Consider the following 6,401-nt stretch of genomic DNA (forward strand, 5'->3'; position numbering starts at 1 on the left):
GGAAGCGGGCAGCCGAACGTGCCGATGCGGTCATCGGTCACCTCGGGATCGACGCGCAGCGTCACGTTGCCGATATTCGAAACCGTATAGCTGTAGGACAGCACGTCCCCCGCCGCCGAGAAGGCGGACGTGGTCGCCGTTTTGTCCAGCGCGTAACGCGCGTCATGATCGGGGCCCTGCACGGTGATCGTGTCGCTTTCGACAACCTCGGAGGCGCCGGGGTTGGCGGGCGTGGCGCGCGCCGTCGCCGTGTTCTCGAAGCTGGCCGAACCGCCGGGCGCGCCGGCAAAGCCCGCCTCCAGATCGGCCTGGGTCACGGTATAGCTGAAAGTGCAGCTGGTATTCGTGGCACCGGGCGCAAGATCGGGCAGGCTACAGGTGACGCCGGGCACCAGGTCGTCGGTCACGCTTGGCGACCGCATGGTGACGTTGCCGGTGTTCTGCACGCTGACGGCAAAGGTCAGAACCTCGCCCACGCTGGAATAGGCCGGCGCGGCGCCGGGATCGGGCACCAGCGTCTTGGTGACCAGCAATGCAGGCACGGCCGCGGCAAGCGGATGCGTGTCGGTTCCGGTGCCGGAAACCGGCGCGCCCTGCGGATCGACCCCGCGCGCCGTCGCGGTGTTGGTCAGGACCTGCGCGTCGATATTGGCCTGGGTGACGGTATGGCTGCCGGTGCAGACCAGCGCCGCACCCGGCGCGAGGATCACGTTCGCCGGGGCAGGGGCACCGCCCATGGTGCAGGCAAGCGTGCCCACCATCGGGTCCTCGACCGAGACCACCGAAATCGTCTGGTTGCCGCTGTTCGTCGTGGTGATCGTATAGGTCAGCACGTCGCCCAGGCTTGCCGGATCGGGGCCGGCGGTCACGTCCTTGACCACGCTCAGCGCGGGCGCCTCGTCCCCCGTGGCGGTAAAGCTGTCGGGGGCAGAGCGGACGTCGATCTCGTCGGGCGTGCCCGGCGCGAAGACCGTCTGCGCGATGGCGACATTGGTGACCGAACCCGCATCCACATCGGCCTGCGTGATCGTGTAGGACGCCGAGCAGCTGTAGCTGTCGCCGACCGAGAAGACGCCTTCGGAGGCCGGGCGGCAGACGAAGGTGCCGATCCGGTCGTCGATGATCGAGATGTCCTCGGTCAGGCCGGCGCCGCCGGTATTGCTGACCAGATAGGAATAGGTCACGACCTCTCCGGCCGTCGTATAGGCCGACGGGCCGGTGGGGCCGCTTTTCTCGACGCTCAGCGCCGGGGTGGCGGTGACCGGATAGGTCACGGAATCGGGCGGCGAGGAGATCGGTCCGCCGCCGAAGCTGGCGCTTGCGGTGGCCGTGTTGGTCGTGCGGCCAAGGGCAAGGTCGCCCGTCCCCAGCGTATAGGTGGCCGTGCAGTCCAGCGTGGCGCCGGGCAGAAGCCCGCCGGCCGGGGTCGGATCGCAGGTCACCGAGGTCAGGTTGTCGGCCACCGTGACCGGCCCTTCCAGCGTGACGTTACCGGTATTCTCGACCAGATAGGCATAGCTCAGCACCGTGCCGAGGTCGAACAGGTCGGGCGTGGCCGCGCTCAGCGACTTGCTGACCGCAAGCGAGGCCGCCTGGACCGCGCCGATCGTGGCGGTATCGGGGGCGCTGTCCACCGGCGCGCCGTCAAAGACCGTGCTGGCCACCGCGATATTGGTGATCGTGCCTTCGTCCAGATCGGCCTGCGTCGCGGTCCATGTCTGCGAACAGGTCACGCTTGCACCGGGGGCAAGCCCGGCGGGCGCGCAGCTCAGCGTGCCGGGGATGCGGTCATCGGTGATGGTGACGGGCGCGGTCGTGGTGACGTTGCCGCTGTTGAGAACGACATATTCGAAAACCACCGTATCGCCCACCGCGTCGAAGGACGGCGCAGAGGATGCCGCGACCCGCTTGTTCAGGCTAAGCTCGGGGGTCTGCACGGCGTCGATCGTGACGCTGTCGGACTCGGACAGATCGACGCCGGCAACCGAAGCCGTGGCCGTGGCCGTATTGGTATGGCTGCCTGCATCCAGATCGGCCTGGGTCACGGTATAGCTTGCCGTGCAGACCCGCGTGGCCCCGGGGGCCAGGCTGCCGGACGGGCAACTGAGCGTGGTGGCGCCGGGGTCGCTGACGGCCGGGGCAGGCAATGTCACGTTGCCGGTATTGAGCACCGTGATCGTATAGCTCAGCACGTCGCCGACCGCGTCGAATTCGGTGGCCGTGCTGGTTTTCTCGACGCTCATCGCAGGTGCCGCCGCCGCGCCCGGCAGGCTCAGGGTGTCGCTTCCGCTTGCAGAGGTGCCGCGGGGGCCCGTCGCGCTGACCGAGGCGGTGTTGCTCAGAACCGTGCCCGAGACGGCAAAGGCATCCACATCGGCCTGCGTGACCGTGTAGCTGCCCGAACATTCCAGCGTTGCCGCGGGGGCCAGCGTGGCGGCGCTGCACGACAGCCCCGGCAGGCGCGGATCGCTGAGCGTGACGCTGCTCAGCGTGGCGTTGCCGGTATTCGTGACGACGAAGGAATAGGGAACCGTGGTGCCGGCCGCGCCGAAGGCCGTCAGGCTCGAGGTCTTTTCAACCGTCAGCGCCGTATCCAGCGCCGGGCCCGGCAGGGTGACGCTGTCGGTCAGCGCGCCCAGCACGCCGTGATCGGGCACGCCGGTCGCGCGGGCGATGTTGGTGATCTCGCCCAGGTCGATATCGGCCTGGGTAACGGTATAGGTCGCGCTACAGGTCGCAAAATCGGCAACGCCGCCCGGATCGGTATCCATGATCACGGATTTGTCGCAGGTGACCGTTGCGATCCGGTCATCGCTGACCCCGAGGCTGCGGATCGGGACCGAGCCGATATTGGTGACGATATAGGAATAGCTGATCGTCTCGCCCACGGTCGAGAACGCGGTGGCGGGCGTCGTCTTTTCAAGCGTGTAGCCGGGCGCGACGGTGCGGATGTCGAGGTTGGTCAGCGAAGGCCCGCGCTGGAAATCCCAATAGTTGTCGTTGGGGTCCGCATCATAGACCTGTGTCGTGATCTGGCCGGTGGACAGGATGTTGGACAGCAGCGCGGAATCGGTCGAGGAAAACCAGCCGGTGTTGAAGGTGTTGTCGCCAAAGCCGTTGACGAAGCCGCTGCCGACGGTTCCGGCATCGTTCGTGATCTCGGTGGTGCGCCCGGACCAGTTGCCGACGCTGTAGCCGTTCATGCGCAGCGTGATGTCGTTATAGTCGAAACCGCCGACCTGCGTGTCGCCGTCATGGGCCGAAAAACGCACATGGATCTGGGCGATCGAGCCGCCGAAATAGGTCGAGCAGGCAGAAAAGCCGCAATCCAGCGGGATCGGCGTATTGATGGTGAAGGGGTTGCCCCGGAAGGCCGCCGGCGTTCCGGTGTTCTGATAGCCGATAAAGGCGCCGGAAGGGTCCGAGAACTGGTAATAGACGTTGCCGTTGGCACCGACCAGAACCACCGCCACGCCGCCCGCCTGGGGATATCCGGACGGCAGCGTGATCGAGGTGCCGGGAACGGTCATCGTGAACGGGGTCGCCGCAACGCGGGACGCGAAACCCAGAAACGACACCAAGAAAACAAACAGCGACAAAGCCAGTGTGACCGGCCGACCCGACAATTTACGCAACACCCTGCCCCCGGAACTCAAATTCGTTACTGGTCGGTTAATATAAAGAGACAGGGGTGACAACCTTCTCTTCCCGGTAAGGCATTGAACTGCATGGATCGAAGGCCGACATGTGGTTAATCTGCACCGGGGGTGGAACCGATAAACCACTGCACAGACACAAGAAGGACGTTACGGCAGGCAACCTAACATGCGACAATATGTAGCAGGCTCGGGCGATCAAAATACCATGATGCCCGGCTATGCCGTTGAAACCCCGATGCCTGAAGCCCCCTGATCCGGCACCCGCCATGGTGCGGTTTGCCCGCCGTCAGGGGCCGGGACTTTCCCCGCACCCGCCGCACGAACGGGCGCGGGCCAGGGCCCGAACCTGCGAGGGGCCTGCGGCGCCCCTCCCGTTGGCGGGTATGCCGGTATCGTCGCGTTGAATGGCATCTGCATTGCACCCGGCAGACCGTTTGCCCCGAAGCCAGGAACGGGTGCCGGATTGTGCAAGGAAGTCGCACCCTTGGCGTGCAGAGCGTGCTTGCGCAGCTTTCATGAATCAAATAACTGATTGCAAAATAGGCAATATGGCAAATCTGCTGCCTGAAATTTGATCATCCGGTGAAAATCCTCCCCCCAGACGCAGGAAGTTATATGAACAATATCGACGAAAAGCTGCAACCGATCCTTGCCGAAGTGATGCGGCGCAACGCCGGAGAGCCGGAATTCCATCAGGCCGTTCACGAGGTGATGGAAAGCCTCGGGCGTGTTGTCGCCAAGCATCCCGATTACCTTGAACAGGCGCTGATCGAACGCATCTGCGAACCCGAGCGCCAGATCATCTTCCGCATCCCGTGGACCGATGACCAGGGCAAGGTCCAGATCAACCGTGGCTTTCGCGTCCAGTTCAACTCGGCCCTTGGCCCCTACAAGGGCGGGATGCGGTTCCACCCCTCGGTCAATGTCGGGATCATCAAGTTCCTGGGCTTCGAGCAGATCTTCAAGAACGCCCTGACCGGCCTGCCGATCGGCGGCGGCAAGGGCGGATCGGATTTCGACCCCAAGGGCAGGTCCGATGCCGAGATCATGCGCTTCTGCCAATCGCTGATGACCGAGCTTTACCGCCACCTGGGCGAACAGACCGACGTGCCGGCGGGCGATATCGGCGTGGGCGGACGCGAGATCGGCTATCTCTTCGGGCAATACAAGCGCCTGACGAACCGCTACGAGGCCGGCGTGCTGACCGGCAAGGCGATGCCCTATGGCGGATCGCGGGCGCGCACCGAGGCCACCGGCTACGGCAACACCTATTTCACGAAAGCCATGCTGGAAACGCGCGATACCGGCTTCGACGGCAAGCGCGTGGTGGTTTCGGGCGCGGGCAACGTGGCGATCTACACGATCGAGAAGGTGCAGTCCTTCGGCGGCAACGTCATCGCCTGTTCGGATTCCAGCGGCTATGTCATCGACGAGGCCGGGATCGACCTGGCCTTGCTGAAAGAGGTGAAGGATACGCGCCGCGAACGCATCTCGGAATATGCCCGGCGCCGGGGCGAGGGGGTGCATTTCGTGCCGGCGGGCAAGGGCTCGATCTGGGATGTGCCCTGCGACGTGGCGATGCCCTCGGCCACCCAGAACGAGCTGTCGGGCAAGGATGCGAAGGCGCTGGTCAGGAACGGCGTGCAGGCCGTGGGCGAAGGCGCGAACATGCCCTGCACCCCCGAGGCGATCCGCATCCTGCGCGAGGCCGGCATCCTCTTCGGGCCCGGCAAGGCGGCGAACGCGGGGGGCGTGGCCACCTCGGCGCTGGAGATGCAGCAGAACGCCAGCCGCGACCGCTGGAGCTTTGAGCAGACCGAGCAGCGCCTGGCAAAGATCATGCAAAGCATCCACGATCGCTGCGCCGAAACCGCCGACGAATACGGCGCCCCCGGCGATTACGTCCTGGGCGCCAATATCGCCGGTTTCGTGCGCGTTGCCGAAGCGATGCGGATGCTGGGCGTGATCTGAACGCGGATCCCGGGCAAGGGGCCGCTTCAGGCCCCTGCCACCCGCGCCGGGACAAGGACGCGCGGCGGGTCTTTTTTGTCCGCCGCAGCACCGGACTTGCCGCCATTCGGGATCTGCATCCCGGCCCATACCTGCCCCCGGCAGCACATGGGCCGGCCACTGCGGAAAGGCGCCCACCGGAAGCCGAGAGCCGGTTTTGAGCCCATGTCCGACCTTCGTTCTTCACTCCTGCTCCGGCTGAAAGACCTCTTCGATTGTCAGGCTGAAGAGCCGTGCGATGCTGAATGCGAGCGGAAGGCTGGGGTCATAGCGCCCCCGTTCGAGGGCATTCACTGTCTGTCGCGAAACTTTCAGACGGGTAGCGAGGTCGGCTTGCGACCAGCCCCTCTGTTGGCGGAATTCCTGAATACGGTTGTTCATTTAAAGCGCAACCGTCCAATCATGACGCCGACGAACCATATCGCAGCCATCAAAGGCCACACTGAACACATTGAGATTTTCGAAAACCCTGCTCCTTCAAGGAAGCCATAGCCGAACGTAATCAAAGCAGTTCCTGCAAATGACAGCGCAAGAGCCTCGAACTGGAGCTTGCGTTGCATTTCGTCCAGATTCCGGATGCTGCGTATAATCACTCCACAAATGAACGCGGCGGGCAACATCGGAGTAAGTGCAATCAGTATGTTGGTCGGTTGGCTCTCGACACAGCCCGCGAGAACTCTCTGAGAAATGATCAGCGTTGCAGCGTAGGTGGCCAAGCCGACCAAGAAAAGG

4 protein-coding genes are annotated in these 6,401 nt (G+C 64.4%); 1 reads left to right on the forward strand and 3 read right to left on the reverse strand.

The genetic code is table 11. From position 1 onward, the window contains the following. On the reverse strand, positions 1-3,530 hold a 3,530-nt coding region (locus AC4PTO_RS18095), incomplete at its 3' end, for a DUF7507 domain-containing protein (protein WP_492733973.1). A gap of 744 nt (positions 3,531-4,274) precedes the next feature. On the opposite strand from AC4PTO_RS18095, the gene gdhA reads away from it, so the two are divergent. Then, entirely contained in the window at positions 4,275-5,630 is a 1,356-nt protein-coding gene (gene gdhA, locus AC4PTO_RS18100; protein WP_492733953.1) for an NADP-specific glutamate dehydrogenase, read from the forward strand. 222 nt (positions 5,631-5,852) lie between these two features. Here gdhA and AC4PTO_RS18105 read toward each other — a convergent pair whose 3' ends face one another. Together AC4PTO_RS18105 and AC4PTO_RS18110 are read right to left on the reverse strand one after the other, a co-directional pair. Further along, complete coding sequence (locus tag AC4PTO_RS18105; protein WP_492733955.1) at positions 5,853-6,050, reverse strand: helix-turn-helix transcriptional regulator; 198 nt, start codon at positions 6,048-6,050, stop codon at positions 5,853-5,855. Beyond that, positions 6,047-6,401: hypothetical protein (locus AC4PTO_RS18110; RefSeq protein WP_492733975.1), on the reverse strand; the 355-nt coding region annotated here is incomplete at its 5' end. The genes AC4PTO_RS18105 and AC4PTO_RS18110, both read right to left, overlap by 4 nt.

This window comes from Rhodobacter maritimus (assembly GCF_058747975.1).

What these genes read in the sequence shown, in the direction of transcription:
- AC4PTO_RS18105 (WP_492733955.1), bottom strand. Translation starts at nt 6,050, where the DNA reads ATGAACAACCGTATTCAGGAATTCCGCCAACAGAGGGGCTGGTCGCAA.
- gdhA (WP_492733953.1), top strand. Translation starts at nt 4,275, where the DNA reads ATGAACAATATCGACGAAAAGCTGCAACCGATCCTTGCCGAAGTGATG.